Annotated in this window: 26 protein-coding genes and 1 riboswitch; of the genes, 3 read left to right on the top strand and 23 right to left on the bottom strand. The window is 41.6% G+C overall.

Translation table 11 applies throughout. The features are described from left to right. The first annotated feature begins 105 nt into the window (after nucleotides 1-105). The gene (gene gdhA / locus ODU50_RS05085) at nucleotides 106-1,452 is read left to right on the top strand and encodes an NADP-specific glutamate dehydrogenase (protein ID WP_014636785.1); all 1,347 of its coding nucleotides are present in this window, start codon (nucleotides 106-108) and stop codon (nucleotides 1,450-1,452) included. A gap of 224 nt (nucleotides 1,453-1,676) precedes the next feature. Here the strand turns inward: gdhA and ODU50_RS05080 are convergent, their stop codons facing one another. The 9 genes from ODU50_RS05080 to ODU50_RS05040 form a co-directional block, all read right to left on the bottom strand. After that, the gene (locus ODU50_RS05080) at nucleotides 1,677-2,264 is read right to left on the bottom strand and encodes a DUF4352 domain-containing protein (protein WP_172013556.1); all 588 of its coding nucleotides are present in this window, start codon (nucleotides 2,262-2,264) and stop codon (nucleotides 1,677-1,679) included. A 10-nt stretch (nucleotides 2,265-2,274) separates the two neighbouring features. Continuing rightward, a complete protein-coding gene (locus ODU50_RS05075) occupies nucleotides 2,275-3,123 on the bottom strand; it encodes a mechanosensitive ion channel family protein (protein ID WP_002937530.1) in 849 nt (282 codons plus the stop codon). 64 nt (nucleotides 3,124-3,187) lie between these two features. Continuing rightward, the gene (locus tag ODU50_RS05070) at nucleotides 3,188-4,522 is read right to left on the bottom strand and encodes a sodium:alanine symporter family protein (protein ID WP_044673722.1); all 1,335 of its coding nucleotides are present in this window, start codon (nucleotides 4,520-4,522) and stop codon (nucleotides 3,188-3,190) included. A 106-nt stretch (nucleotides 4,523-4,628) separates the two neighbouring features. Beyond that, nucleotides 4,629-4,733: riboswitch (glycine riboswitch) on the bottom strand. Between the two features lie 212 nt (nucleotides 4,734-4,945). Next, a complete protein-coding gene (locus ODU50_RS05065; RefSeq protein WP_024383124.1) occupies nucleotides 4,946-5,578 on the bottom strand; it encodes an ABC transporter ATP-binding protein in 633 nt (210 codons plus the stop codon). A gap of 1 nt (nucleotide 5,579) precedes the next feature. Next, a complete protein-coding gene (locus ODU50_RS05060) occupies nucleotides 5,580-7,565 on the bottom strand; it encodes a DUF1430 domain-containing protein (protein WP_398581343.1) in 1,986 nt (661 codons plus the stop codon). A 19-nt stretch (nucleotides 7,566-7,584) separates the two neighbouring features. Further along, nucleotides 7,585-9,570, bottom strand: a complete 1,986-nt coding sequence (locus ODU50_RS05055) for a DUF1430 domain-containing protein (RefSeq protein WP_203181245.1) — start codon at nucleotides 9,568-9,570, stop codon at nucleotides 7,585-7,587. 182 nt (nucleotides 9,571-9,752) lie between these two features. Further along, nucleotides 9,753-10,610, bottom strand: coding sequence for a helix-turn-helix domain-containing protein (locus ODU50_RS05050; protein ID WP_032501579.1), 858 nt, complete (start codon nucleotides 10,608-10,610; stop codon nucleotides 9,753-9,755). A 136-nt stretch (nucleotides 10,611-10,746) separates the two neighbouring features. After that, the gene (msrB, locus tag ODU50_RS05045) at nucleotides 10,747-11,685 is read right to left on the bottom strand and encodes a peptide-methionine (R)-S-oxide reductase MsrB (protein ID WP_029171674.1); all 939 of its coding nucleotides are present in this window, start codon (nucleotides 11,683-11,685) and stop codon (nucleotides 10,747-10,749) included. A gap of 39 nt (nucleotides 11,686-11,724) precedes the next feature. Further along, a complete protein-coding gene (locus ODU50_RS05040; RefSeq protein WP_029171673.1) occupies nucleotides 11,725-13,254 on the bottom strand; it encodes an AMP-binding protein in 1,530 nt (509 codons plus the stop codon). Here ODU50_RS05040 and ODU50_RS05035 point away from each other — a divergent pair. Continuing rightward, nucleotides 13,244-13,294, top strand: a complete 51-nt coding sequence (locus ODU50_RS05035; RefSeq protein WP_353735889.1) for a hypothetical protein — start codon at nucleotides 13,244-13,246, stop codon at nucleotides 13,292-13,294. The two genes, ODU50_RS05040 and ODU50_RS05035, sit on opposite strands and share 11 nt — an antisense overlap. Before the next feature lie 92 nt (nucleotides 13,295-13,386). On the opposite strand, the gene trxA is transcribed toward ODU50_RS05035, so the two are convergent. The 14 genes from trxA to treR all read right to left on the bottom strand — a co-directional run bounded on the left by trxA (nucleotide 13,387) and on the right by treR (nucleotide 23,936). Continuing rightward, nucleotides 13,387-13,701 (bottom strand): thioredoxin, encoded by a 315-nt coding sequence (gene trxA / locus ODU50_RS05030; protein ID WP_002935923.1) that lies wholly within the window; start codon nucleotides 13,699-13,701, stop codon nucleotides 13,387-13,389. A gap of 207 nt (nucleotides 13,702-13,908) precedes the next feature. Continuing rightward, nucleotides 13,909-14,562: a GNAT family N-acetyltransferase gene (locus tag ODU50_RS05025; protein ID WP_105153242.1), complete on the bottom strand. Its 654-nt coding sequence runs from the start codon at nucleotides 14,560-14,562 to the stop codon at nucleotides 13,909-13,911. Nucleotides 14,563-14,608: 46 nt separating this feature from the next. Next, nucleotides 14,609-14,929 (bottom strand): hypothetical protein, encoded by a 321-nt coding sequence (locus ODU50_RS05020; RefSeq protein WP_105153243.1) that lies wholly within the window; start codon nucleotides 14,927-14,929, stop codon nucleotides 14,609-14,611. Between the two features lie 12 nt (nucleotides 14,930-14,941). After that, nucleotides 14,942-15,328, bottom strand: coding sequence for a hypothetical protein (locus ODU50_RS05015; RefSeq protein WP_024413256.1), 387 nt, complete (start codon nucleotides 15,326-15,328; stop codon nucleotides 14,942-14,944). Then, nucleotides 15,307-16,569 (bottom strand): alpha/beta fold hydrolase, encoded by a 1,263-nt coding sequence (locus tag ODU50_RS05010; RefSeq protein ID WP_061756262.1) that lies wholly within the window; start codon nucleotides 16,567-16,569, stop codon nucleotides 15,307-15,309. Before ODU50_RS05010 ends, ODU50_RS05015 begins: the two co-directional genes overlap by 22 nt. Next, nucleotides 16,566-16,952 carry a DUF1310 family protein gene (locus ODU50_RS05005; RefSeq protein WP_029172292.1) on the bottom strand — a complete coding sequence of 129 codons (387 nt, stop codon included), beginning with the start codon at nucleotides 16,950-16,952 and terminating at the stop codon, nucleotides 16,566-16,568. Before ODU50_RS05005 ends, ODU50_RS05010 begins: the two co-directional genes overlap by 4 nt. A gap of 101 nt (nucleotides 16,953-17,053) precedes the next feature. Beyond that, on the bottom strand, nucleotides 17,054-18,304 hold the full coding sequence (locus tag ODU50_RS05000) for an Mbeg1-like protein (protein ID WP_105153244.1): 1,251 nt from the start codon (nucleotides 18,302-18,304) through the stop codon (nucleotides 17,054-17,056). After that, nucleotides 18,297-18,686 carry a DUF1310 family protein gene (locus ODU50_RS04995; protein ID WP_105139374.1) on the bottom strand — a complete coding sequence of 130 codons (390 nt, stop codon included), beginning with the start codon at nucleotides 18,684-18,686 and terminating at the stop codon, nucleotides 18,297-18,299. Before ODU50_RS04995 ends, ODU50_RS05000 begins: the two co-directional genes overlap by 8 nt. 47 nt (nucleotides 18,687-18,733) lie before the next feature. Continuing rightward, on the bottom strand, nucleotides 18,734-19,081 hold the full coding sequence (locus tag ODU50_RS04990) for a hypothetical protein (RefSeq protein WP_238145634.1): 348 nt from the start codon (nucleotides 19,079-19,081) through the stop codon (nucleotides 18,734-18,736). A 3-nt stretch (nucleotides 19,082-19,084) separates the two neighbouring features. Further along, nucleotides 19,085-19,462, bottom strand: coding sequence for a DUF1310 family protein (locus tag ODU50_RS04985; RefSeq protein WP_105153245.1), 378 nt, complete (start codon nucleotides 19,460-19,462; stop codon nucleotides 19,085-19,087). Nucleotides 19,463-19,631: 169 nt separating this feature from the next. Beyond that, nucleotides 19,632-21,965, bottom strand: a complete 2,334-nt coding sequence (locus ODU50_RS04980) for an endonuclease MutS2 (RefSeq protein ID WP_105153246.1) — start codon at nucleotides 21,963-21,965, stop codon at nucleotides 19,632-19,634. A 343-nt stretch (nucleotides 21,966-22,308) separates the two neighbouring features. Then, complete coding sequence (locus ODU50_RS04975; protein ID WP_002935945.1) at nucleotides 22,309-22,857, bottom strand: CvpA family protein; 549 nt, start codon at nucleotides 22,855-22,857, stop codon at nucleotides 22,309-22,311. Then, entirely contained in the window at nucleotides 22,854-23,165 is a 312-nt protein-coding gene (locus tag ODU50_RS04970; protein WP_002935948.1) for a hypothetical protein, read from the bottom strand. Before ODU50_RS04970 ends, ODU50_RS04975 begins: the two co-directional genes overlap by 4 nt. A gap of 57 nt (nucleotides 23,166-23,222) precedes the next feature. Then, entirely contained in the window at nucleotides 23,223-23,936 is a 714-nt protein-coding gene (gene treR, locus ODU50_RS04965; RefSeq protein WP_024402907.1) for a trehalose operon repressor, read from the bottom strand. A gap of 232 nt (nucleotides 23,937-24,168) precedes the next feature. Here treR and treP point away from each other — a divergent pair, with 232 nt between their 5' ends. Then, nucleotides 24,169-26,157, top strand: coding sequence for a PTS system trehalose-specific EIIBC component (gene treP, locus ODU50_RS04960; protein WP_398581342.1), 1,989 nt, complete (start codon nucleotides 24,169-24,171; stop codon nucleotides 26,155-26,157). Nucleotides 26,158-26,347: the final 190 nt, after the last annotated feature.

Raw genomic sequence — 26,347 nt, 5'->3', positions numbered from 1 at the left:
CTTACATTTTCTTCTTTACATTTAAAAATCATGGTGCTATAATAATTATCAGATAAATTAAATTGTCAGATAATTTAATAAATAAAAAAGAAATCAGGTGATCCCATGTCAAATGCCAAAGCTTACATCCAAGCTTCTTTTGAAGCAGTCAAAGCCCGCAACCCACATGAAACAGAATTCCTCCAAGCTGTAGAAGAGCTCTTCTCTACACTTGAGCCTGTTTTTGAAGCACACCCAGAATACATCGAAGAAAACATCTTGGCCCGTATCGTTGAGCCTGAGCGTATCATCAGCTTCCGTGTTCCATGGACAGATAAAGATGGAAATGTCCAAGTCAACCGTGGCTACCGTGTTCAGTTCAACTCAGCTGTAGGTCCTTACAAAGGCGGTCTTCGCTTCCACCCAACTGTAAACCAATCCATCTTGAAGTTCCTCGGTTTTGAACAAATCTTCAAAAACGTCTTGACTGGTCTTCCAATCGGCGGTGGTAAAGGTGGTTCAGACTTTGATCCTAAAGGAAAAACTGATGCTGAAATCATGCGCTTCTGCCAAAGCTTCATGACTGAATTGCAAAAACACATCGGACCTTCACTTGACGTCCCTGCTGGTGACATCGGTGTCGGTGGTCGTGAGATTGGTTACATGTACGGTCAATACAAACGCCTCCGCCAGTTTGATGCAGGTGTCTTAACTGGTAAACCTCTTGGCTTCGGTGGTTCATTGATCCGCCCAGAAGCAACTGGTTACGGTTTGGTTTACTTCACTGACAACATGTTGGCAGCAAACGGTAAATCCTTCAAAGACCAAACTGTCCTTATCTCTGGTTCTGGTAACGTTGCCCAGTATGCCGTTCAAAAAGCGACTGAACTCGGTGCAAAAGTCATCTCTGTGTCAGACTCAAATGGTTACATCATTGACGAAACTGGTATCGACTTTGACCTCTTGGTGGACATCAAAGAAAAACGCCGCGCTCGTTTGACAGAATACGCTGCAGAAAAAGCAACTGCTAAGTACTTCGAAGGTTCTGTATGGAACTACGATGGCAAGGCTGACATTGCCCTTCCATGTGCGACTCAAAACGAAATCAACGGCGAGCAAGCTGCTGCCCTTGTGAAAAATGGCGTTTACTGTGTGGCTGAAGGTGCCAACATGCCATCTGACCTTGATGCTATCAAAGTTTACAAAGAAAATGGCGTTCTTTACGGCCTTGCAAAAGCAGCCAATGCTGGTGGTGTAGCCGTATCTGCCCTTGAAATGAGCCAAAACAGCCTTCGCTTGTCATGGACTCGTGAAGAAGTGGATGGACGTCTCAAAGACATCATGGCCAACATCTTCAACACAGCCAAAGAAACTGCTGAAAAATACGACCTTGGTACAGACTACCTTGCAGGTGCTAACATCGCAGCCTTTGAACAAATTGCGGATAGCATGATTGCCCAAGGTTTGGTATAAGCTTACTTTTAGTTTACTAAACTATAATAAAAACGCCCCCAAAATTGACGTGCTAATTTTGGGGGTGTTTTTCGTTAAAAAAAGAGGAGACCAGTGGATAAACATGTTCTCCTTTTTAAAATGTAAAAATAACAGATAGGCCGATTATCAAGTCGAACAATCTGAATCAAGGGGCGTTATAAACCCGCAAAATTGTGCAGTATTTAAAACTTTTTCTACAGCGATTAGATACCTTCTGCGACTAATTCCGTCCACATGGCATCTTCGTAGGTAAAACCAAAGTTTGTTTCATTATCTATACCGTAGATAAGTTTTACTTGTACTTTCTCTCCTGGCTTCAACTTTTCGACTAGATTCACATCGTAGGTCCGTAAATCCAGGGAAAAGGGAATCTGACTAACGGGGTCCATGAGACTGAAATAGTATTCATCAAAATAGAGCTCTTTTGCGGTCGAATTTTCAACTTCCATTTCAACAACATAAGCTGTGCTATAGTAGCTATCTACTAGTTCTACGCTATCGTCTTTGCCCATAGACGTTACTGTCACATGAAGACCATCAGAAAAATCAACTGAGTCACCAACTTGATACTCCGTGTATTCCACAGTCTCATCAATGTATCCGTCACTACCTGTATCCCAATTATCAAAATTTGCTGCGCTTAGACCGATCATAAAAATAAAACAGGTTACTCCTAGGATGAAGGAGAGAATGGCACCAGCAATGGTTGTCCAAAAGAGAGGCTGTTTGTGCAAGGGTTTCTTCTTATAATACATCTGCCCATTTTCAACGACAAAATCTTTTGTTTGCATAATAAACTCCTTATTTTAAAACAGTTGGCCCACTTGAAGGTAAATCTATTCCTGCTTGACGCAGAGCATCTTGATAAAAACCAAAGAATTGATGATAGATCTTGTTCTGTTGACCGTTGGCTACGAAAAGATTAACACGAAATACAAACTGTCCCGAAATAGCGTTTTGGGGACCTAATACAGTCACACCTGTAATCTGGTCAAAATTACTGATTTCTCTCAAATTGACCTCTTCTATTACGCGATAGACTTGTTCCAAATCGGTATTAAATTTGAGCGGAATATCGATTTGAGCACGCATGTCCCCTCTTGACTGATTGGACACCACTAGAATGTTGCGATTGGGAATAAAATGCAATGTCCCATCTGCATCACGTACTTGTGTTGTTCGGATTCCCATGCTAACGATGGTTCCTGAAATGGTAATGGGCCCGTTGGTTAACTTAACCACATCTCCGACGTCAAACTGTCGTTCAATTAAGATAAAGAATCCATTGACCAAGTCTGAGAGAAAACCTTGTGCGCCCAGCCCAACAGCTACCCCAGCAATCCCGGCTCCTGCAAGAAGACTGGATACCGGTAAACCGAGGATACTCAAAATACAGTAGATAAGGATAAAGTAGAGTAGGTAATTTAGGATGCTTTCCACCAGACGACTGATGGTCTTCTGACGACCAATGTCTTGGGTAGATACCTTTAGAGAGGGAACCAAAACCTTTTTCACAGAAGCTTTGGCTATCTTCTTGATAATGTAAAATGCAACAAAGAGTAAAACAAGCGATAAAACCTTATTTAGACCTGCTGTCACAATGGCCTCAATATTAAATTGAGACAAATACTTGGTAATAAAATCATTCATGAGATAATTATAGCAGAAAACATCTTAAAAGAACAAAAAGACAGCCAAGTGGCTGACTTTTATCTTATTTCTTCTTTGCAAAATACTGGCGTGTCTCCTTGATGATAACAGGAGAGAGAGCTAGTAAGGCGATCAAGTTTGGTAGTGCCATGAGCCCGTTCACAATATCTGCGATGGTCCAAATCAAGTCCAGCTTGAGGAAGCCACCAAGAGCAACCATGGTTACAAAGACCAGACGGTAAGGCAAGATAGACTTGGTCCCAAATAGAAACTCAATACAGCGTTCACCATAGTAAGACCATCCAAGAATAGTTGTAAAAGCAAAAAGTACCAAACTAATCGTCAAGGCAATAGATCCTGTATTGCCAAAAACTGTTGCAAAAGCTGCCTGTGTCAGAGGAGCTCCTTCCAATCCTTCGACAGACCACTGACCTGTCACCAAGATTGTCAAACCTGTTAAGGTACAGATAATAATCGTATCGATAAAGGTACCCGTCATAGAAATCAAGCCCTGCTCAACTGGATTATCAGACTTGGCTGCCGCAGCAGCAATAGGCGCCGAACCTAGACCAGATTCATTTGAAAACACTCCACGCGCAATACCACGTTGGATTGCTTCTTTTACAGTTGCCCCTACAAAGCCACCTACTGCTGCTGCAGGTGAGAAGGCAGATTTCAGAACCAAACCAAGTGTCGGCAGCAGTTCATTCCAGTGTACTACCAAGACTATCAAACTTGCCAAAATGTATAAAATCGCCATGAAAGGAACGATTTTGGTTGAAACATCCGAGATTTTTTCAATTCCCCCAAAGATAAAGAAAGCAATTGAAATAGCTGTCACAATGCTGACCAACTGGGGAGCTAGTCCAAAGCTAGCAGACATAGAAGAGGCAATCGAATTAACCTGTGAAAATGTCCCCATTCCCAAGAGAGCCACTAAAACACCTGAAATAGCAAAGAAAATTGCCAAAGGCTTCCACTTTTGCCCCATCCCCAAGGTGATATAATGCATAGGTCCACCAGCTGCTTGCCCATTGGCATCCTTGGTTCGGTATTTAATCGCTAAAAATCCTTCCGCATACTTGGTTGCCATCCCGAAAAAGGCCGCAACCCACATCCAAAAAAGAGCCCCAGGACCACCTGTAGTAATAGCTGTCGCAACTCCGACAATATTTCCTGTACCAACTGTCGCTGCCAAAGCTGTACAAAGGGCCGCAAAGCTGGACACATCTCCCTGACCAGACTGGTCGCTGGAGAAAATCAGACGAAAAGCCGTCGGCAATTTGCCAATCTGAAATACTCCCAAACGAAGGGTGAAATAAACACCCGTTCCGACCAATAGTAACAAGAGGGGCGGTCCCCAAACAAGATTGTTGATAGCCTTAAATAGTTCTAACATAGTTCCTCCTAAGCGTTTCTAATCCGATAAAGCTGCCGGAAAAACAAAAAGAGGCTGAACACTTCAACCTCTAGAATCAACGTGAAAAATACAGAAAAAGCCTATTTTTCAACGCTCTGTCCTTTTACCTGAGAGTTTCAGTAGCTCTACTTTTCCAAGCAGTACTACCTTGCCCCTTCGGTGCCAAAATGGTCTCTCCAGAGTTCCGTCCATTGAACAGTTAGTTTCCCTTCTACCCAATATCAACCGGTTATTCAGTTTTATCTAGTTTTATTTTAATCTAATTTCACGAAAAAATCAAGAATATTTTCTGATACTCAATGAAAATCAAAAGTAGCCTAGGAAACGAAGCCGAAGATAGAACTGGAGTTCATCAAGGTAAGTTGACAACGGATAATTTTGATTTTCGAAGAGTATGAATTTTTACAAATCTTCCATTTTTATGATAAGGTCTGCTCGCTCCCAAATCAAAGGATTATGGGTCGCAATCACAATTAACCGATCTGGGCTCTTCAAGGATAACAAAATATCCATAATTTCTTGGGAGCTCTTAGGATCCAAGGCAGCCGTCGGCTCATCTGCTAAAATCAATGGAGGATTTTTCAGGATGACTTTAGCAAGAGCTACTCGCTGGGCTTCCCCTCCTGAGAGTTCATAGATAGGCTGGGACAGGTTCAGATAAGACAGCCCCACTGCATCAAGTGCCGCTTCCTGCCTCGATTTCCTTTCGTCTTTGGACAATTTCTGACCAATCAGTCCCAAATCCAGATTTTCTCTGATTGTCTGACTTTCTAAAAGACCAAAATTCTGAAAGAGATAGCCTAATTCCTCCCTAAAAAAGAGATGGGGCTTCAACTTTTTCAAATCCTTTCCCTTGTAGAGAATGTCACCTGCATCATAGGACTCCAACTTGGCTAAAATATTCAGAAAGGTCGTTTTTCCGCTACCACTGGCACCTATCAAGGCATAGACCTTTCCAGCCTGTAAGTCTAGCGTTACATCAGAAAACAAGCTGCGCTTCCCAAATTTCTTTTGAATTGATTGGATAGAAAACATACTAGGCTCCTTTCAAAATACGGATATTCCAAACTCCTTTTTTCCTCGCCTGCCACCTCAATAAGTAGAGGGCATTGACCATGAACAAGGCAAAACTGATGCTACTTATAAAAATGTGACCTGTTACTACTATGCTCGCTCCCAAAGCTAATAAAAGGGTCAGTAGCTGAACCGTTAGGTATTTCTGATGAATGCCCCAAAAATCCATCCCTGCAATTTCCTTGATGAAAATCTCACGTTTAAATTCTTCAAAGTATAGAAGATTCATGGTATTAAACAGGACAATTGATGTCACAATCCCTAAAATGGCACCCATAGATGTTGAAATGGTCTCTATCCGAATACGATCTAAAAGTTCCGTAAAGAGGGAGGAACTACTTTTAACTTCATTGACAAACTGAAACAGATTTCTTGCCTTCAATTCGCGCAAAAGTTTATCTCTGTTTTTAAATAAAATACTGCTATCTACTTCATTCAACCAAAAGTCGGCAGATTCTTTTCCCAGACTTGACGGTGCCAGCACAACTAAAATAGGGTCTGTCAGGTATTGTACATGTTGACCAGAACGATGATTGTAGATAAACTGCTTCTGCCCATCTTTTAAATAGGCAACTTTTCCCTTAATGGTAGCTGAGCGTGCTTGATTAGCAGGTCTAACCATACGATTGATATAATCTTGGTAAAGATGGAGATAAGTATCGCTTTCAGGGCGCAATTTTTCAGGCAACAGAAGTTGAAATTCTCCTTCTTGTAAAGGGAGCGCTACTTCTCCTTCTGCTAAGTTTACATCCTGTATCTGCAAATAATTTGGACTAACGTAGAGGGTGTTTCCAGCTGGATGGTAGCTGTCAAGGCGTGTCCCATCTTCCAGTTGGGAGCCCATTAAATAGGCATTCAAATTACTTTTGACAAAGAGTGCGCCGTCTTCCTCCAAAGCTTGCCTTAGTAAAGGATACCAATTTTCAGGCGAATTTAGTCCTGAGCGACCATCCGCAGAAATATTCCAAGCTAAACTATAGTAATCCCCTTCATTCTCCCACTGCTGGGCACCTGCTTGATATTCCTGCCAAATCCCTGAATAATAGACGGTTTGAGCCACCCCAAATGACACCACCAGTAGAGCCAGCATTTGTACCATAACCATAATGGTCAGGATCCCTTGCAGGGGCATCTTCCCTTTTAACAAGGGTAAAAAGTGATAGGTTCGAATGGCCAAGGTAAATGTAGCTGCGAAAAAAAGGACAATCAAACCAAGCAAGAAATGATAGCCCACCAAGGCTGCGACCAGATAGTAGACAGCATAGCCATCTAATCCAATGAGGTAGGCCAGTCCAACTGCTGGAAGAACCGCAAATGGGATAGTTAGAGCTATCTCTTTCGCATTTTCCTGTAGAGATAGTAGAAATAAATGCCAACGTGAATCTCCTGCAATCAAACGGATACCTGCTGTACGCAACTGCCTTACATTAGCAATCACGACCAAAGCCATATAGGTAATAAGAAAGACTAGTACGGCTAAGAATTGACCACCTTGTGTCAGAAATGCTAGTAAAGTAGCAATAGTCGAAGGCTTCCGAATCTGAACTTCATCAAATCCAAGCGAAACAAGAAGAGACCGAAGCTCCTCTACCGTCGCTTTCCCTTGGAAAATAAAATACTTGGTTAAAAGTGCAGACTCCACCTTTTCTGATTCCTGAAATTCCTCTAGTCCTCTTGGTAGGGGAGATTGACTAAAATTATCATAAGAAAAGGTACGTCCACCTGATTTACTTGGCTCAATCACTCGTCTGGCAATGACACTATCCGTCTGTTGAGAATAGTCTTCTAATCGCTGTCGTACATCTGAGTAAGTCACGTCCTCAGATACCGACAAGGTAGTCACAGAAGGATAATAATGAACTAGCATAGTCTCCTTTTGGCTGACCCCCAACCAAATCATAAAGACGGCTAGAATGATAGTCGATACAAGTACAAATTTTCCTTTCATTCTAACTTCACCTCATTAACTATCTGCCATTTAATACACTCAACTGGATTTTTTCTTCCCTCTTCGCTTGATTGTTCAGTAACATCCAACTATTTATCAACAAAGCCACAACTACTCCTAGGCTAACAATAACTGACTTTGTCATAAACATTGCCAAACCCATCCCAATAAGAGCGGAGCCGACTTGTTCTCCTAGATAAGAACCATGCAATTCGATAAAACGCATCCCTGCTATCCGCTTGATAGCTATTTCTCTTTTGAAGGTCTCAAAGTATAGAAGATTCATCGTATTGAACAATAGTATGGAAGTGAATATTCCAAGGATTGTCGGAGATAGGGTCATAAGAATTTCAAGTTGAACATTTTTTCTCAGGGTGTTGTAATGTTGCTTGCTAGATAACAAGCTACCTATTGTGTTTTGTAAATTGTATTTGTCCAACAGTTGTTCCAGCATCTCTTTATCTTTGAAAAATACAAAATCTGGTAACGCATTTTCCCAAAAATAGGACGTTTCTTCAAAACTTTCAGGTGATAGAACAACAATCAACGGAGCCTGTAAAAATTGCTCATAATTTATCGGAGTATGATTGTAAATGAACCATCGCTTCTCGTCTGAAATGTAATAAACGTTTGAATGCAAACTTATAGATCTTTCTCCATCCGCAAGCAATTTTCCTACCATGTCCTCAAAATACGCTTGGTAAACACTCGCATCATTTTGCAAACTCTTTGGTAATAATAATGCAATTTCTCCTTTACCTAATTGCTTTATCTCTTCCAGCTGATTGAAATCGTACAGGCCACCTTCTGATTGTATATAATTCGGCGTCACATACAACACCCTTTCTAGAGGAATTTCCTTGCTGGATTCAATGATGGTATGTTCTTTTATTGTGTTATGCCGTAAATGGTGCTGGACTAACATTACATTATTTTTCGCATATGATTCCAAAATTACACGAGACCAAGCCATTCTTTGTTGCTGGGCCATCGCTTCATCAGCTATGAATGCTTCACGATTCAAAGACAGACTAAAAACATCTTGTCTTTCTTGCCAAGCCTTTTCTCCTATCGTTAGTGTATGGAGAACTCCAACATATGTCAACGTTCGACTAGCACCAATAGAGATGATGCAAACCGCTAAACACTGACCTACTAGTAAAATAGCAAAAATCGCCTTGAGAGGCAAAGCTCCCTTAATTAGCTTTTGTAACTGAGAAATGTTTAATGCAATCATGAATCCAATACTTGTCGATAAAGATAGGAAAAAAAGCAAACAAGCATAAAAGGCGATACCGATTGCTACAAAACGATAATATACCATTGCCCAACCCAAAATTAAAATAGCAATTAATCCAAAAACAAGCGCTCCTCCTGTAGCCAATGCTATATCTCTTCCATCCACTCTTAAAAAACGACTAGCAATCTGCCAACTCCTCACCCCTGAAAGCATCTCTATACCTGCCGACCGCAAGTAGACAATCTGCCCAACTACTGTCAATGCAAGATTGGTGAGTATAAAGATAATAAGGCCTAAGCTCGGAGCTCCCCTACCAAGAAATAGACTTAAACTGTTTAATAGGGTCGGTCTATAAATATAGCTATCCACCAATCCCAGTGACTGTAAGACGTTTTCTACCACTTTGATGTCCAGATTCCCTTTTACAACATAGTAATTTTCAGCTAAGTTGGCCTGACTAGCTACTAACCTATCCGCTTTGACCAAGCCCTGTGGAAGCTCCCCCTTCCCAAAAACATCATAACTGGTAGTAGTTCGCCCACTATCATCTGTTTCTGTTATTGTCTTAGCAATTAGACTATTTTCCTTTTCTGCTAAATTTGTCAGGGCATCCGACACTTCTTCATAGGTCACTTCTTCCCCTCGACTTAATATGGAAACCGATGGATAGTAATGATAAACTAAAGAATCAAGTTGCAGACTCACTAACCATATACAGAAGAGACAGACGCTAAAAGTAGATAAATAAGTAAATACTTTTTTCATAACGAACCCCATTTGTACAGAAAGGAGGTGGACTCCACCACCTCCCTATCATTAGAACCCGTAACCAAAATCAACATGTTTTCAAACATTCGTTGATATAGCTTTTTTATTTTATCTTAACATATTAACAGTTGATTTTCAACCAATTTTAATTATTTTTATAAAAAATCTATACTTGGTTATTAAATATCTTTCGATAGATATTCTTTCAAGCTGAGGTAACTATTTTGCGGACCAAAAAATTTGAAAAGGTGTTCTGCTTCTCGATAGTAGGAGAGAATTTCATCTTTTGATAGAAATCCCTCTCCAACATTTGCGATTAAACAAAGCGTATCTGCTAAAAGATAACAACTCTTCTTATCTCGCAATGTTTCAATTAGATCTGTCAATTCATCAATTGCCTGTGACTGCCTCTTCCTTTTAAAAAGATAGTGAGCTTGATTGTAGCGAATCTTGATATACTTATGAAAACTCTCTGTGTTTGATATATCCAAGTGGCTAAGCTTTTCTGAAATCCCCTCATACAAACTATCTAAAGCCTCGTCTCGAGAAGTCAAGGCATAAAAATTAACCAAGCTATTGTATACATCAAGATAAAAACTAGATGTCTTACTGATTCGACGACTAAGTTCTTCCATACATCCAATTGCAATATCCTCCTTATGATAATGATGAAAGTCCACTATACAAGCCAGATAAGTTAAATATTCACTGCTTTCCTGCGAATGAACAGCTTCTTTCTGCTTCTCTGCCTCTACAAGATAAGCCAGTTGATCATAGGAACGAGTGAACAAAGCTTTGTCCACCAATCGTTTAAATACCGTAATATCAGGCGCTTTATCTGATACACTTTCATCAAAAAAATAGTCCATAGACACCTGTAAGCGTTGTGATAAGGCAAATAATATATCCGATGTAGGAGCAACTCCTAATTTTTCAACTCGACTAATCAAACTCTGCTCACAAATTCCCTCTGCAAGTTCCTTTTGAGTAAAGCCAAGTTCCTTTCTTCTATTTTTAAAACGTTTACTAAGAATCATTTTCATAGCCTTTCCATATATGTCCCTTAAGAAAAATCTCTATACAGATTATTATATCAAAATCATCTTTCTGAACATACAATTTTAATACACAAAAAGCCTATTCTTTGCGAATAGACTTTCTGCGCTCATAAATTTATTTAAGCAACTCCAAAAACAGGCCATATCCTGCTTCTTCCATTTCCTCTCTCGGTATGAAACGAAGGGCTGCTGAGTTGATACAGTAACGTAATCCACCCTTGTCACGCGGTCCGTCATCAAAGACATGACCTAAATGAGCATGACCAGCCCGACTGCGGACTTCAATACGGTTCATGCCGTGGGACTTATCTTGGAAATAAGTCGCAACTTCCTTGCTGATTGGTTTGGTAAAGGAGGGCCAGCCGCAGCCTGAGTCGAATTTGTCTGTTGAGAGAAAGAGGGGCTCACCAGTCGTAATATCGACGTAGATGCCAGCTTGGTCACTATTCCAAAACTCATTTTCGAAGGGTCTTTCCGTCGCAGCTTCTTGAGTGACTTGATACTGGAGGTCGGTCAAGCTGTCTTTTAAGACTTGCTGGTCTGGCTTTTGGTAGTCTGCAACATCAATCAGAGGGATCTTTGCCTGCCCAAGATCGATATGGCAGTACCCTTGGGGATTTTTCTTGAGATAATCCTGATGGTAATCTTCAGCGGGGATGTAATGTGCGAGTGGCTCCACTTCAACGGCTAGGGGGCGTCCGCCAAAGAGCTGGGACTGCTCCATCATGACCTGCTCGATGGTCGGCAAATCTGCCTCATCTGTGTAATAGATACCAGTCCGATACTGGCGACCTTTGTCAGGTCCCTGCTGATTGACAGAGAAGGGGTCAATGACGCGGAAATAGTAGAGGAGGATTTCCCGCAAATTGATACGAGTCTCATCATAGGCTAGATAGAGCGTCTCTGCGTGGTCTGTTTGTTTGAGGAGTTGATAATTGGTCGTCTCCACCTGTCCATTGGCATAGCCAACGCTGGTGTCAAGAATACCATCGATCTGGGAAAAGTAGCCTTCCATTCCCCAGAAACAACCGCCTGCTAGATAAATTTCTTTCATGTGAACTCCTTCTTATCTGCAAGCGTGGTTTCGTCACTCTTACAGATTTTTTTCTTTCATTTCTGCTTCCATTTTGAGGCGTTGAACCTTCATAGTCGCAGTACGTGGAATGTCGTCATAAGCCATCAAGATGGGCTCTTTCAATAGTGGTAGGTCTGCAACCATGGCCCACCAAGCTTCCCAGTTCATCTCAGCATCTTCTGCCAGAGCGATAATCGGCTGCGGTGCTCCATTGACATCGCGGATAATCACGACTTCTGATAAAAAGTCCAATTTATCCAGCAATAAATCTTCCAAGGCAAGGTTGCTGTCGATGTGCTCAATGAGGTCAACCTGACGGTCTTTTAGAAGAAGCGTACCCTCTGGAGTCATGCAGCCGTAGTCACCACTATCCCACCAAGTACCGTACACATTATCTTGGAAGCGGGCATCTTCTTTGTAGTAAGTCACAGCACGGCCTTTTGACAGGAACTGGATATGTCCGTTTTCTCCAGCTGGGAGAGGATTCCCTTGGGCATCTGTGATGCGTGCTTCTGTGTAACCTTCCAGACCAATCCCCATATCTCGTCCGCTAACTGTTCCTAGATTTTCCAAGCGATGGTAACGTAAAATCATTGGACCACATTCACTTTGACCATAAACCTGCATAAAGACTGGATTTTGCTCTTTAGAAGCCTCCAAGAAGGCGCGAAGCGTACCAATATTGATAGCATCAAAGGTTGAATGGTAATAACGAATGCTACTAAAGACCTCTGGTTTTTCCTTGGCCAATCTTGCCCATTGGACAAAGTTATTCGGATGGGTTTCCAGAGCACTTGGACGGTGAAGAGCAAGCGCCCGTTCAACATCATCTTTTCTTGCAGAAGAAAGCGGGTAGAGGGGGAATCCTAGCCCAATCGCCGACGACACGCCGATATTATAGCGTGAATGAACAGGAGAGATATGGAAGGCCAACAAGCCTCTCTCCGTCATCTTGTCAAAAATAGTTTGTTGCCAAGCTACTCGCCAGCCCATGGTCTGTGCTGTATGACAGATTAGTTTTGGAACACCTGTCGTCCCTGAAGTATGAGTCATGTATTGAATGACATCTTCCGGCAGGAGCTTTTCTTCAAATGTATCTGTTTCTTGCACTAGGACTTGGGGTAAAAATACCTTTGTGACCAGATTAGTTCGAGTCATTCCTGCTACACGTTCTTCCGTTGCTTGGTCGTAGACAATGAAAGACTTTTCCAATCGCTCCGCAAACACATCTAAATTCGAAGATGGCAAATGGTAGGAAATCATAACAGGAACAGCACCCAATGCCGTTACCGCTACTGCTAACAAATAGGTGTCGAAAGCTGGGCTCTTATACAGAACCACCTTGTCCCCATAGCCAATACCTGCTGCTGCAAATTGAGCAGCTCTTTTTTGAATAGCCTCAAAAACTGTTTGATAAGTATTTTCCAATCCTAATTCAGGGAAGGATGCGTAGGGTTGGTCAAAATAAATGGCAACATTTGGAAACTCTTGAGCTGCTGTTTTAAACTGACGATAGAGATTCAATGGTTTGTAACTAATAGTTGACATATCTAACCTTTCTAAAATGACAATGATAAGGTTATTATAACATCTTGTGCCAACCTTCACAATCTGATATCTTTTTATGACTCACAGTTGTGAAAAAACAAGTAGTCAATCACCACTTGCTTTCATTTTCAATTAACCAATCTCTGCCAAGATAGCTTTGATTTGATTTTTCGTGTGGACACCAGCAACTTGTTTCACAACCTGTCCATCTTTTTTGAACAAAAGAGTTGGGATAGACATGATACCAAACTGACGAGCTGTGTTTGGATTCTCATCAACATCCATCTTGTAAATACGCAATTCATCTTCGTCCACTTCGTCTGCTAATTGTTCCAAGATCGGTGCTTGCATACGGCATGGACCACACCATGGTGCCCAAAAATCTACAAGGACTACGCCTTCTTGTGTTTCAACTTCAAAGTTTGCATCTGTAATAACTTGAACCATAATTTTCTCCGTTTCTGTTTTTCTACTATCATTCTACACCAAAAAAAAACAGAAAGCGAATTTTTGCTACGGGATGAAGCATGAGATAAACGTACCTATAAGAATTTCAGTTGTAAAAAAATGGGTATAGCTAAACTAGACCGCAGGAGGACGAGGGGGAATCACGTACCAGATTCATTTACAAAAAAAGAAAAAAGTTGAAAAACTTCAACTTTTTTCCGTCAATTCCACCACATAGGTTAATTCTTGGTAGACATCTTCTATGTCAAAGAGATCCAAGCCAGCTTCTTCGCTGACTACATAAACACCTTCTCTCAAATAGTAGGGAACTGGCTGACCTTCCATATCTGAAAAGGACAATCTGCCTCGCTCTAAATCAATTCCAAAGCGGAAGGTTGGAACATCTTGTGGCGCTCCGACCACTAGATAATCCGAACAGACTACCTCACCACCCCATTTCTGATATAAATGGTTGGCTGCATCATCCTCACGAGTAAAGATGGCTAGTTTCTCTACACCTTGCTCTCTCAACTCCTGCTCTGCTTTTTCAAAAAGCGCCTGGGCAATGCCCTGCCCTTGAAAATCAGGGTGGACTGCTAGGTTAGTAAAATAAGCTGATCGCTTACTTGGTGCGTAAATATAAGACTGGCTGCACTCCTCAGTGTAAATATCGATGTCGATTAGACCAACAATTTGTCCGTCTACTTCAGCCACCCATTCCACACGATGATCATAAACGTCTGTCATTAGTTCGGGCTTCTCTGTTTCTCTATCATCAAAGAATGGAGAGAAGAGGTAGCTGAGTGCCTTACAGTAAACCCAGCCTTTTTCATCACTGGTTTGATATTTTCTGATAATCATAAAAATCTCTTTATTCATCCTATATAAATTGACCGCATATTGAGTATCAATCTGCATTCCCTAATTCTAGATAAGATTCTGCCTTTTCTTTCACAACTTGTTGTACCTTTTTTGAAAACTCGCCTTTTATACTTGTATCAAAACTGTTTGCAATCAATTTTACGGAATTTTCTCCATCATTTCCAATTGTTTGAACTTTCTTCTTGTGTTGTTTTAAAATTGCATTCTTTTCTCGCAGTTTGAGTGGAGCATAGATAGAGCAAATCAGCCAACGTTCAATTTCTTTCTCTATAGCATTAATCGTCGCGTAGTCTATCTGGTCAGCTTTGGTATATAAATCTTGCAACATTTGATAAAGTTGATGCATTGGCTCTCCCTTCTATTCTCGATATTTTGTATAAATTTCGTCAATCTGATCTTGCATTTTTCGGTACTGGTTTTTGTAGTAGGTATCCAAGTCCTCTTGTTTCTGATCCAATCGGTGAATGGAGCTGTATCGCTCTTGATCGATTGCGGTATGCCATTCGGACATGCCATTGTTGAGTAACTGGTGCAAGTCTCCTGTCTCATCTCCGACTTGTCGCAATTCAAACAGAACTTCTTGATACTTTTCTTCCAACATTCGAGTCAATATTCGAGTGGTTTCTTCAACATTTTCATAGTGTTCTTGTAGTTCTTTTTGAGCTTTTCGTTGTTGGTTCTCAATATCCTCCCATTCCCACTCTTTCTTCATTAACTCTGTCTTTAATTTATCGTACTGGTCCATTCTTGTATCCTCTGTGCTAATGTCTGGTCTTCCGTTACTTTCTGCTCGATCCCTGCTTGGATTTGACTTTCTAAATCTACTAAGTCCTGCTTGAGTTGATTGGAGCGAGTGATAAACTTCTCGACTTGATTGGTGCTATCTCCTACCAGGCTATGATAGTCAACACCTGCACTGCTGTAGGCCTGTCTCACTTCATCAGGACTCAAAATGAAGCCAAAAGGGACATTTCCTAAGCTACTATAGACTTCATTTACTTCTGTAAGGGTGGAAGTGGTCTCTTTTTCGAGTGTTTGGTGAGTGGTTTCCGCAATCTTAACCAGTCCTTGAGCCAGGATGCGGGCTTGTTCGCTGTCCAGATAGATGGTTTCACGCGAACTGAAGCCACCACGGGATAGGGTTTGTTTCATTTGTTGGAAACGACTTATTTCAATGATGATCGCATTTACCCCCTCAGTGGAAGAAGTCTGTAGGACCTTAATATTGTCAGAAGAGTCTAACTGATAGCCATAGGTCATGTGCTGATTGCCAAGATCGATATCCTTACTTTCCACGAAGTGGACCATCCCAACGGAATCTAAACTTCCTTTGTCTAGGTCACGCCCAACCATACTGACAGGGTCTTTGGGATCTGCATAATTATGAATCAGCCCTTTGACGGAGTCGACCCGTGCTTTCTGTTGGTCGTCTAGGATGCCGTATATATTAGGCCCGTTATAGATATACGCGCTCTCTAAACGGTTAATGTCGGTGTCAGATAAATTAGCAATGGCGTACTGTACATCCATCGAACCTAGGGAGTGGCCGTACAGATTGACTTTTGCATTTGGGTAGGTAGCCATTATTGTATTTAGAGCTTCCGAAGATGCTTTTAATTGTCCACTCGCATGGTCATGGTTCTGGGTATAGTTCGGATGATCTTGGGCAAAGACGCGCAAACCTAAAAAAAGATCGTTTTCAACCCAGTCATTCCACACATCTGCAGGTTTTGACAACACTTCATTTGGTCCAGTCGAGCCTCGAAAGAGAACCGTAACTTCCAACACTTGGTCTTTGGGCAAATTTGGATCTTTTACAACAGCATAAACCTGTTCACCATTGCCATTTTCATTGTCGAAGTCGAGGGTGACTGTGCCGACAAAGGAACCGTTTTGAGTCCAAACAGGTGCTCCTTGAATCATATACTGATTGTACTGAGTCATGCCAATCTGAAGTCGAGGTTCGTTTATGTATTTTTTAGTCATTGATATTCCTCATTTAAAAATTCTAGCAGATCTGGGGAGCCTATATAATAAGCAGAATGGTATGTTCCGTCCCCATTATCAATTAAATTATAACTGATGTATATGTTCTGTTTACCATTAAGATATACGTCTACCATCAACCCGCCCATAGGATTGTATTTTAAACTGTTCGTGTCAATTTCATAAGATTGAATGACTCCATCTTGTTCAAAGGCATCAGGATCTCTCTTTTTCATGAAATCCTCATAAACCTTTTTCGCCTCTTCACTAGTAGCAATAGCGACCATCTTTTCATGTTCCTTGTGTTGCATGTATCCAATTCCTCCTATTCCAATCCCGATTACTAACAAAATGCCGACAATGATCTTCATTACTTTTTTCATCCTAGACCTCCTTTATGAAATCCTATCAAGTAAGACGCTTTCTTACCTCATAGTATAGCATAAATTTAGTGGTTTAAATACATAAGAAGAGGCTACAAGTTTCAATTGGTCCATTCTTGTATCCTCTGTGCTAACGTCTGGTCTTCCGTTACTTTCTGCTCGATCCCTGCTTGGATTTGACTTTCTAAATCCACTAAGTCCTGCTTGAGTTGATTGGAGCGAGTGATAAACTTCTCGACTTGATTGGTGCTATCTCCTACCAGGCTATGATAGTCAACACCTGCACTGCTGTAGGCCTGTCTCACTTCATCAGGACTCAAAATGAAGCCAAAAGGGACATTTCCTAAGCTACTGTAGACTTCATTTACTTCTGTAAGGGTGGAAGTGGTCTCTTTTTCGAGTGTTTGGTGAGTAGTTTCCGCAACCTTAACCAGTCCTTGAGCCAGGATGCAGGCTTGTTCGCTGTCCAGATAGATGGTTTCACGCGAACTGAAGACACCACGGGATAGGGTTGCTTTTAAAGTAGCATAGTGGTACATTTCCGACGAGACGTGGTGGAGAGCATTGGAATAATGTTGTTCTAGTTTTGAAGAACCTTCCTTTACTTTTAGGCTGCCATCGGTGTTCCATTGATAACCACCCCACACGTGTTGATCAATAGGATTGAGATTAGTCTTGCTGTCCACACGATAGACTATGCCGATTGCCCCCTCACTCGTTCCTGCAGGTGATTTATAGCCGGGAGCATCTTTCCCTGAATAGCCAATAGGAACGAAATCCTTTTGATCAATGTAATTATGAATACGGTATTTTAGAGCATTCACTCTGGCTTTTTCTTCTTCCGTCAAAGCAGGATAAACATTTGGTCCGTTATAGATATAAGCCCCAGCAATGCGGTCAATATCTGAAACAGTGGCCAGAGCATATTGAGCATTCATTGAGCCTAACGAGTGACCGTAGACTGTAATTTGAGCATTAGGGTAGTCCTTCAGGACCTGGTTCAGAGTTCTGGATGCAGACTGAAGTTGGGGCGTCACTTCTGACTTATTAGATATAATATTGTGCGCCATAGGCAAATCATTATCCAGCCAATCTGCTGCAGAGCCTTCCTTCCCTGGACCTTTAGAACCTTGGAACAAGACTATCACATTGCCGTCAGGCTCTTCAACCACATAACCATCCAAACCTGTTGCATCTTTGAGTACCTTACGGACTGTGCCGATGGAAACTTCCTCGTCAAAAAAATTTGTGATTACAACTTCATCACCTTTTAAATATGGAGTATATTCTTCATATGCTACCTGTTGTCTATCAAAATCAGTTAAATTTATTTTTATTTTTGAATTATTCATTTGCTTCTTCACCTAATAACTTAGTTAAATCGGATGACTTTCCGCCTCCAGCCAGCTTAACAATGCCATCCTTTCTTTTTTCAATCCTATAATTTATATAGAGATTGTCATCGTTATTCAAATATACGGAAAAATTTATCCCTCCCATTGGATTGTGGTGAATTGAGACATTGTCAATGGAGTAGGACCTTATTATTCCTTCTTCAGTTAACGCTTTAGCGTCATAAGAAATTAACCTCTCCTCAACCATTTCCCTCACTTCCTCACTCTTCACAATCTCTACCATCTGGTCGTGCTCAATTTTTTGCATCAGCTTAAATCCTCCTATTCCAAGTGCTATAGCGGCAATAACGCCAACTAGTATTTTGACAACTGTTTTCATCTTAGACCTCCTTTATGAAATCCTATCAAGCAAGACGCTTTCTTACCTCATAGTATAGCATAAATGCGATGCTTATATATAAAGACGCGCAAACCTAAAAAAAGATCGTTTTCAACCCAGTCATTCCACACATCTGCAGGTTTTGACAACACTTCATTTGGTCCAGTCGAACCTCGAAAGAGAACCGTAACTTCCAACACTTGGTCTTTGGGCAAATTCGGATCTTTCACGACAGCATAAACCTGTTCACCATTGCCATTTTCATTGTCGAAGTCGAGGGTGACACGACCTACTATATCATCATATTGTGTAATTACAGCATCTCCCTTACCTAAATTATTGTATTCCGTCATTGCAATCTGAAGATTATCTTCATTAACATATTTTTTTACCATGAACTACTTCCCTAATAAATCTGCCAATTTTGATTTGATAACATAACTTCCAGACTTAAACTTTCCATCTTCATTTTGTAAAAGGTTAAAATGAAAGCCAAAGTCTTCATCTCCATTTACATAAACTCTTACCATCATTCCTCCCATGGGATTATACTCTAGTGTTTCAGTGTCAATTTCATAAGTTTTTATAGTTCCATCAGCCGTTAACGCTTTTGGGTCATTCGCTTTCATGTGTTTTTCGTAAACAGCTCTAGCCTCTTCACTAGTAGCGATTGCGACCATTTCTTCATGTTCTTTATGTTGCATATATCCAATTCCTCCTATTCCAATCCCGATTACTAACAAAATGCCGATAATAATCTTCATTACTTTTTTCATTCTAGACCTCCTTTATAAACCCCTATCAAATAAGAGTATTTCTTACCTCATAAGTATAGTATAGCATAACCTAGTAAGTACTTGAACTGTCTTTTGACCCATCCTATTCCCTACATCGCATAAATATAAAAGCAAGAATAGACTGACTCTATCCTTGCTTGCTAATTCCTTATTTAAACGTCACAATAGTACAGCCTGAGCCACCTGCATTTTGTGGGGCATAGCCGAACTCCTTGACTTGCTTGTTTCGGCGAAGGTACTTTGTCACCCCTTCTCGGATAACCCCTGTACCAATACCGTGTACAATGTCGACTTGTGCCAGATTGTTGAGAAGGGCTTGGTCGATAAATTCATCCAACTCCATCATTGCCTCTTCGTAGCGTTTGCCACGGAGATCTAAGCGGGCTTTTGGTCCTCGTACATTGGCACGTTTGACTGTGTGAACCTGGCGTTTCTTAGGCTGCTCTGCCTTTTCCGTCTTGACTAACTCAAACTCATCTTTGGCCAAGGTCATCTTAATCAAGCCAACCTGAGCTTCCCAACGTCCATCTTTAAGCTGATTGGTCAAGGTCCCACGTTGTCCATAAGCTGTGACGATAATGTCATCGCCCACCTTGGCTTCCCGCTGAATTTTGGCTTTTTTCAAGACTTTGTTCTTAGACAAATCCACCACTTCAGGTGCCAACTTTTTCAGCTCTGCCTTGGCTTCGATGATCTGGTGGGGCTTAAGACTGGCTGCAGCATGGAGATTTTTGAGAATATCCTCGCTTTCTGCCAATGCCATATCTACAATTTCCTTGGCCTCCAAACGTGCCTTGTTGAGCTCATTTTCCCGCTCACGATTGAGCTCGTCATAGAGCTTGCGGAGGGCTCGGTTCATCTTGTAATTTTCTTGCTCCACATCACGAATCTTATCCAGACGCTGACGACTTTCAACCGTCTGACTTTCCAATTTCTCGATAATGCGGTTCACATCGCTATCTGTATCCGTCCAAGATTGGGCTGACTGGATAATAATATCAGATAGACCAAGACGGCGGGCAATTTCAAAGGCATTGGAGCGACCAGGAACACCCTGCATAAACTTATAGGTCGGACGCAGGCTATTGCTATCAAACTCCATGCTGGCATTTTCAATACCAGAGGTTTCTATCCCGTAGGCCTTGAGCTCAGGATAGTGGGTGGTTGCCATGGTCTTGATCCCCCGCAGACGAAGATCATCCAAAATAGCCATTGCCAAAGACGCACCCTCCTGCGGATCTGTCCCAGCTCCCAACTCGTCAAAGAGAATGAGGGAATCTTGATCCGCCTCCGCTAAAATCTGCACCGTGTGGGTCATGTGACTGGAGAAGGTTGATAAACTCTGCTCAATCGACTGTTCATCACCAATATCCGCAAAAATTTCTTTGAAGATAGCTACCCGACTGCCCTTATCAGCCAAAATAGGCAAACCAGACTGAGCCATAAGGTGCGTTAATCCCAAGGTCTTAAGCATGATGGTCTTACCACCTGTGTTGGGACCTGTTATCACGATAGCCGTCAACTGACTACCGAAATAAAGGTCATTTGGTACAGGCTCAGCAATGAGCGGATGGCGAACGTTGAGAAGGGCAATATCCTGCTTCTCAGATAGTTTGGGTACAACTGCTTGATGATCACGCGCAAAGAGATGCTTAGCACGGACGAAATCAATATGTCCGATAAGCCAGGCATTGTTACGAATCACGCCACTATGCGGACGGAGCATATCCGACAATTCCTGCAAGATACGGTTGAGCTCGTGGCGTTCTTCTGCACGGAGGTGACTGATTTCCTCGTTCAGGGTCACCACTGCCCGCGGTTCAATATACACAGTCGAGCCAGAAGCAGAAATGTCATGGACAACCCCTGCAATCTTATTGCGATAGGTATTTTTGACAGGAAGGACATTTCGCCCATTACGACTTGCCAAAATGCTATCGGACAGCATGTCGCCCTTGGTCTTCAAAATATCCTGCATGACCTGACGAACTTGCTCTTCAGCTTCACGGATTTTTCTTCGAATACGGGCTAGTTTTTCAGAAGCAAAGTCCTCTACAAAACCAGCATCATTGATGGACTGGAGGGAGCCTTGTAAATGTGGAAAAAGCTCAATCTTCTCAAAGAGTTTATCCAGCTGGCTCAGGCTGACATTTTCCAGATTTCCATAAAAATCCAAGAGAGATTTAGAAACTTCCAAGACCTTTTTAACAGCTAATAGCTCAGCGATATTGAGGTCTGTATCCAATTCCAAACGACGCATGGCTGGACCGATGTCGCTAGTAGCTGACAGACTGAAATAGGGATTTTCCACAAAAATCTGCGCTATGTCTGTCAACTCGTCGAAGGCCTGTTGGATACGGTGGACTTCCACCATGGGCTCCAACTGTCGTAATTCTTCAAAGCCCTGTTCCGTCAAGAGATAGGGCTCAATTTTTTGTCTTACCTTGTGAAATTCAAGGGTTTCAATAATTTTATTATTCATATGTTCCTACTTAGTTTTTTCCTTAGCTTTATCTCATTATCAAAACAATAATAAGATAAAAATATAGTCTTTCCCAGTCTCTTATATTAAAAGTATAACAGTCAACTAATACTTAATGAAAATCAAAATCAGACTTGCTCCAAAGGTTCGGGGAACCTTTAGAGGTTGGAAATAGGCGAACGTAGTTCGTTTCGCTCTGATGCAGATAGAACTCTGTTCCTTTTATATTTCAAGGGAACAGGCTGAAAAGATCCACTGGATCCTTTCACTCATCAAATCAACAACGTCCTATTTTGATTTTCGAAGAGTATTATAAATGACGATAAAAAGGATAAGGTCTCCCTTACCCTGCTATATTACTCAACCAGAGAGATTTTAAAAAGCTACTAGTGAATGGTGTGTACTGAATCATGATGTTGGCAAGAAAACTACTGTGCAATTTATCTTGAATCATCGCTAACGGAATAGTTGATAGCAAGACCATGACAATCTGAAGAGAAATAAAAGTCACCAAGACAGCCAAGGCGCCGCTTATGAGATTGGTCGTTTTTGTATCAGGATTAAAAGCCTCTAATAGATGGACAAATATTCCTATGAAACGCACAATAGCATAAACCAAGACGTATATCAAAAGAAAGGCCAATCCCGCATAAAATACCATATCTAGGTCAAAGAGATATTTCTCATCAAAATAATAGTTGGAGCTCCCCTGAGTAGCATTGGCAAATGGCACCCAGAGATAAAGGAAGGATGCCAATTTTTTATAAGTAGCCGTCGCAACCACCAGAGCAATAATACTTCCCATGCTATAAAACGCCTGTAGAACTAGACCACGGCTGTAGCCAATGTAGAAACTCCATGCCAAAATGAGAATAATTGCTAATGAAATCATACCTTGTCCTCAAGCTCATCTAAGTCAATCAAGGTCACATTCTTTTTCAAGACCTTTTCTTTGACGCTTGCAAGTTCTTGTTCCTTTTGTTCAAATGCCATCTCGCGCGTTAGTTGAACGGATAGAGCATTGATTGCCAACAAAAGTGCGAGGGTTTCAGGGTCCGCCGTCGGCATCTTTTCTTTGATGGCTTGGTATTTTTCCTGTGCAATACGCTCAATCTCTTCCATGAATAAATTATCATGCTCAGTTGTCAAGGTTAATTGCTTCTCGCCAAATGTAAATTTATATCGATTTAAGTTTGCCATATCTTACCTCTTCTTCTATCTATTATAGCGTAAAAAACTTGATTTGGCTAATCTCTCCTATAAAGAATGCTTTCTACGAGCAAAATCTACAAAGCGGAATTTATCAATTTTATGCTTGCTTTCTGTATATTGGAATTGCTGGGTATCACCGAGATAGACACGAGATTTAATCAAGACCAAATAATCATCCTTCGATTGCATTAGCTCACGCTCTTCTCGATTGGTCGGCTCTACCGTAATCTCTTTTTGTGCATAAGCAATATCAAGGCCTAACTTATTTTCTAGGTATTCGTATATGGATTTTTCAGCAATAGCAGTTGTCAACTCTGGCACGACATCGACAGCAAGATAATCTGTATCCACAACGGAGACCTTGCCGTCAATCGAACGTGTACGGACAACTTTCCACACCTTGCTATACGGCTCAAAGCCTGTCAAATGCGAAAGGCTACTATTAACGGTAATCATATCTAAGCTGACAACATCTGTCTTGGTAGAAAGCTGGAGAACATTTGTCAATTCCTGATAGGAAGTTAAACCTGAAACTGGGAAATTGAGAATTTCTTGCTTAAGGACCATTGAACCTCGCCCTTGCACTTTTTGAATCAAACCTCCCTCAGTCAAAATCGCCAACGCCTTACGAACCGTATCACGACTAACACCATAGAGTTCCTGAAGCTGTTGTTCTGTCGGTAGGGAGCTTTCTGCCGGATAAACATTTGTCCGTATTTTTTCTTTTAAGTCATTATAAATTTCTTGGTATTTTTTCATCATTTCCTCGCAAATTCATCTGTCAAATAACATACAACTATCAACATTATAACAAAATTCATTTCAAAATTAAAAAAACTAAGCAAAAACGCTTGCATTATTTTTTGAAATCGGATACAATGATAACACAAAAGGAATTTGTCCGTACAAATTATAAAAAAGACATACTTTTGAGAGATGTCTAAAAAATATAGGGTGACGGATTCCATAAGCCGTCTAGAAGGAAAAATATATGGGAAAATTTGAAAAAGAAGCCAAACAGCTCCTAGAAGCTATTGGCGGAAAAGAGAATGTCAATGCAGTAACACACTGTGCAACGCGCATGCGCTTTGTTCTTGCAGATGAGAAAAAAGCAAACGTAAAAGTCATCGAAGATATTCCAGCAGTAAAAGGAACCTTTACAAACGCTGGTCAATTCCAAGTCATCATCGGTAACGATGTACCAATCTTCTACAATGACTTTACAGCTGTGTCTGGTATCGAAGGCGTATCAAAAGAAGCTGCAAAGTCAGCCGCTAAAAGTAACCAAAATGCCATCCAACGTGTCATGACCATGCTGGCGGAAATCTTCACACCGATCATTCCTGCCCTTATCGTCGGCGGTTTGATTCTCGGTTTCCGTAACGTCTTGGAAGGTGTTCAGATGGAATGGCTTGGACAAGCTATGAAAGATGGGCAGTTGGTCTTCGATGCTGATGGTAACCCTGTATGGAACACTATCGTTCAGGTTTCTCCTTTCTGGAATGGTGTCAATCACTTCCTCTGGTTGCCAGGTGAAGCCATCTTCCACTTCTTGCCAGTAGGTATCACTTGGTCTGTATCTCGTAAGATGGGAACTTCACAAATCCTTGGTATCGTCCTCGGTATCTGTTTGGTATCTCCGCAGTTGACCAATGCTTATGAGTATGCCAGTTCATCAGCAGAAGGGACTTTGAAATTCTGGAACTTTGGTTTCTTCCAGCTAAACGCAATCGGTTATCAAGCGCAAGTTATCCCTGCCCTTCTTGCAGGTTTGGCACTGTCTTACCTAGAAATCTTCTGGCGTAAGGTTGTTCCAGAAGTGGTCTCAATGATCTTCGTACCATTCCTATCACTTCTTCCAGCTATTATCCTGGCTCACACTGTCCTTGGTCCTATCGGCTGGACAATCGGTCAATGGTTGTCAACCATCGTATTGGCAGGTTTGACTGGCCCATTGAAATGGCTCTTCGGTGCGGTATTCGGTGCCCTCTATGCACCGTTCGTTATCACTGGTCTTCACCACATGACAAACGCTATCGATACGCAATTGATCGCGGATGCTGGTGGAACTGGTCTCTGGCCAATGATTGCTCTTTCTAACATTGCTCAAGGTTCAGCAGTATTTGCCTACTTCCTCATGAACCGTCACAATGAAAAAGAAGCTCAGGTTTCACTTCCTGCAACTATTTCTGCCTACTTAGGTGTTACTGAGCCAGCCCTCTTTGGTGTCAACGTAAAATACATTTACCCATTCGTAGCTGCTATGATTGGTTCAAGTATCGCTGGCTTACTTTCTGTAACCTTCAACATCCAAGCAGCTTCTATCGGTATCGGCGGTCTTCCAGGTATCTTGTCTATCAAGGCTGAATACTGGGGTGCATTCTTTATGACAATGATTGTTGCGATTGTTGTCCCAATGATTTTGACAGCTGTTTTCAAACGTACAGGTGCATTTTCAAAAAAAGAAGAAACTGTTGAAGAAGTTGTAGCCCCAACTGAAGCAGTTGTTGAAACTGGCGCTGCTATCGAATTGATCAGCCCACTTACTGGTCAAGCCAAAGAATTGTCACAAGCTACTGACCCTGTATTTGCATCAGGTGTCATGGGACAAGGTGTCCTTATTGACCCGAGCGAAGGTGTCTTGGTTGCTCCAGTCGATGGTGAAGTATCTGTCCTCTTCCCAACCAACCATGCTGTTGGTATCACTGCTGCAAACGGAGTTGAGCTCCTTATGCACATTGGTATGGATACTGTTGGATTGGAAGGCAAAGGCTTCACAGCTCACGTCAAACAAGGTGACAAGGTAAAAGCTGGTGATAAATTGATTAGCTTTGACATCGATGTCATCAAGGCTGCTGGTCTTGTTGCTGAAACACCAGTTATCGTGACCAACCAAACTGACTTTGACACTCAAGTTATCGGAAATCTTCCTCGTGCCATCTCGCAAGGCGAAGCTATTCTGACAGTTACAAAGAATTAATGTTCTAGGAGGCTGGGCAAAAAGCCCTGGCCCACTTCTCAGTGTTCGTGTCAACATCTCAGCGCAGTGGTTGATTGGCAGATTTGTTCGTGTTTCACACTCCAAATCTGACCTAATCAACTGTGCGGGGGTGGGAAGACGAACTCTTTTTGACTTAGTCGAGTTCTTTCCCACTCCCTATCATTGCTTA

The organism is Streptococcus sp. 2020WUSS084 (genome assembly GCF_044427445.1).
GTDB lineage: Bacteria > Bacillota > Bacilli > Lactobacillales > Streptococcaceae > Streptococcus > Streptococcus suis.
The sequence above is the reverse complement of the archived record's forward strand: the minus strand, read 5'-3'. Positions and strand labels throughout refer to the sequence as shown.

What these genes read in the sequence shown, in the direction of transcription:
- ODU50_RS04990 (WP_238145634.1), bottom strand. Translation starts at nt 19,081, where the DNA reads ATGGTAAAAAAATATGTTAATGAAGATAATCTTCAGATTGCAATGACG.
- ODU50_RS05055 (WP_203181245.1), bottom strand. Translation starts at nt 9,570, where the DNA reads ATGAAAAAAGTATTTACTTATTTATCTACTTTTAGCGTCTGTCTCTTC.
- gdhA (WP_014636785.1), top strand. Translation starts at nt 106, where the DNA reads ATGTCAAATGCCAAAGCTTACATCCAAGCTTCTTTTGAAGCAGTCAAA.
- ODU50_RS05080 (WP_172013556.1), bottom strand. Translation starts at nt 2,264, where the DNA reads ATGCAAACAAAAGATTTTGTCGTTGAAAATGGGCAGATGTATTATAAG.
- ODU50_RS05025 (WP_105153242.1), bottom strand. Translation starts at nt 14,562, where the DNA reads ATGATTATCAGAAAATATCAAACCAGTGATGAAAAAGGCTGGGTTTAC.
- treP (WP_398581342.1), top strand. Translation starts at nt 24,169, where the DNA reads ATGGGAAAATTTGAAAAAGAAGCCAAACAGCTCCTAGAAGCTATTGGC.
- msrB (WP_029171674.1), bottom strand. Translation starts at nt 11,685, where the DNA reads ATGAAAGAAATTTATCTAGCAGGCGGTTGTTTCTGGGGAATGGAAGGC.
- ODU50_RS05020 (WP_105153243.1), bottom strand. Translation starts at nt 14,929, where the DNA reads ATGCATCAACTTTATCAAATGTTGCAAGATTTATATACCAAAGCTGAC.
- ODU50_RS05040 (WP_029171673.1), bottom strand. Translation starts at nt 13,254, where the DNA reads ATGTCAACTATTAGTTACAAACCATTGAATCTCTATCGTCAGTTTAAA.
- ODU50_RS05000 (WP_105153244.1), bottom strand. Translation starts at nt 18,304, where the DNA reads ATGAATAATTCAAAAATAAAAATAAATTTAACTGATTTTGATAGACAA.
- ODU50_RS04975 (WP_002935945.1), bottom strand. Translation starts at nt 22,857, where the DNA reads ATGATTTCATTAGCAATTATTCTCATTTTGGCATGGAGTTTCTACATT.
- ODU50_RS04970 (WP_002935948.1), bottom strand. Translation starts at nt 23,165, where the DNA reads ATGGCAAACTTAAATCGATATAAATTTACATTTGGCGAGAAGCAATTA.
- ODU50_RS04995 (WP_105139374.1), bottom strand. Translation starts at nt 18,686, where the DNA reads ATGAAAACAGTTGTCAAAATACTAGTTGGCGTTATTGCCGCTATAGCA.
- ODU50_RS05075 (WP_002937530.1), bottom strand. Translation starts at nt 3,123, where the DNA reads ATGAATGATTTTATTACCAAGTATTTGTCTCAATTTAATATTGAGGCC.
- ODU50_RS05050 (WP_032501579.1), bottom strand. Translation starts at nt 10,610, where the DNA reads ATGATTCTTAGTAAACGTTTTAAAAATAGAAGAAAGGAACTTGGCTTT.
- ODU50_RS05060 (WP_398581343.1), bottom strand. Translation starts at nt 7,565, where the DNA reads ATGAAAGGAAAATTTGTACTTGTATCGACTATCATTCTAGCCGTCTTT.
- ODU50_RS05005 (WP_029172292.1), bottom strand. Translation starts at nt 16,952, where the DNA reads ATGAAAAAAGTAATGAAGATCATTGTCGGCATTTTGTTAGTAATCGGG.
- treR (WP_024402907.1), bottom strand. Translation starts at nt 23,936, where the DNA reads ATGAAAAAATACCAAGAAATTTATAATGACTTAAAAGAAAAAATACGG.
- ODU50_RS05015 (WP_024413256.1), bottom strand. Translation starts at nt 15,328, where the DNA reads ATGGACCAGTACGATAAATTAAAGACAGAGTTAATGAAGAAAGAGTGG.
- ODU50_RS04985 (WP_105153245.1), bottom strand. Translation starts at nt 19,462, where the DNA reads ATGAAAAAAGTAATGAAGATTATTATCGGCATTTTGTTAGTAATCGGG.
- trxA (WP_002935923.1), bottom strand. Translation starts at nt 13,701, where the DNA reads ATGGTTCAAGTTATTACAGATGCAAACTTTGAAGTTGAAACACAAGAA.
- ODU50_RS05010 (WP_061756262.1), bottom strand. Translation starts at nt 16,569, where the DNA reads ATGACTAAAAAATACATAAACGAACCTCGACTTCAGATTGGCATGACT.
- ODU50_RS04980 (WP_105153246.1), bottom strand. Translation starts at nt 21,965, where the DNA reads ATGAATAATAAAATTATTGAAACCCTTGAATTTCACAAGGTAAGACAA.
- ODU50_RS05065 (WP_024383124.1), bottom strand. Translation starts at nt 5,578, where the DNA reads ATGTTTTCTATCCAATCAATTCAAAAGAAATTTGGGAAGCGCAGCTTG.
- ODU50_RS05070 (WP_044673722.1), bottom strand. Translation starts at nt 4,522, where the DNA reads ATGTTAGAACTATTTAAGGCTATCAACAATCTTGTTTGGGGACCGCCC.